Origin of the sequence: Alicyclobacillus hesperidum subsp. aegles (assembly GCF_027923525.1) — a bacterium.
Classification (GTDB): Bacteria; Bacillota; Bacilli; order Alicyclobacillales; family Alicyclobacillaceae; genus Alicyclobacillus; species Alicyclobacillus aegles.
Genome location: NZ_BSBJ01000021.1, coordinates 1 through 269 on the forward strand (window position 1 = coordinate 1; position 269 = coordinate 269).

At 50.2% G+C, this 269-nt stretch carries 1 pseudogene; it reads right to left on the minus strand.

From position 1 onward, the window contains the following. Positions 1 to 269: pseudogene (locus tag QMF38_RS09450) on the minus strand (IS1182 family transposase); the annotation flags it as partial.

Genomic DNA, 269 nt, shown 5'->3' on the forward strand with positions numbered 1-269 from the left:
AATGTACGAACTGCCTTACGCAACGGTTTATTGGTCTTATCCTCTGCCAAACGTTGTTCTAGCCGGGATACGGTCTCTTCGAGCTGCGCGGCCGTGATCACTTTCCCTTCGCCTAGTTCCTCCAGATCCCGTTCCCCGTACTCCTTTTGTTCCTGTTGGTTGACTTCATCAATCTCGTCCAACAGTTGACGAATCTGGGTCTGCAACTTTTCCTGATACCGGTCTGTGGACTTTTTCCATACAAAGGTATACCGATTGGCGTTGGCCTC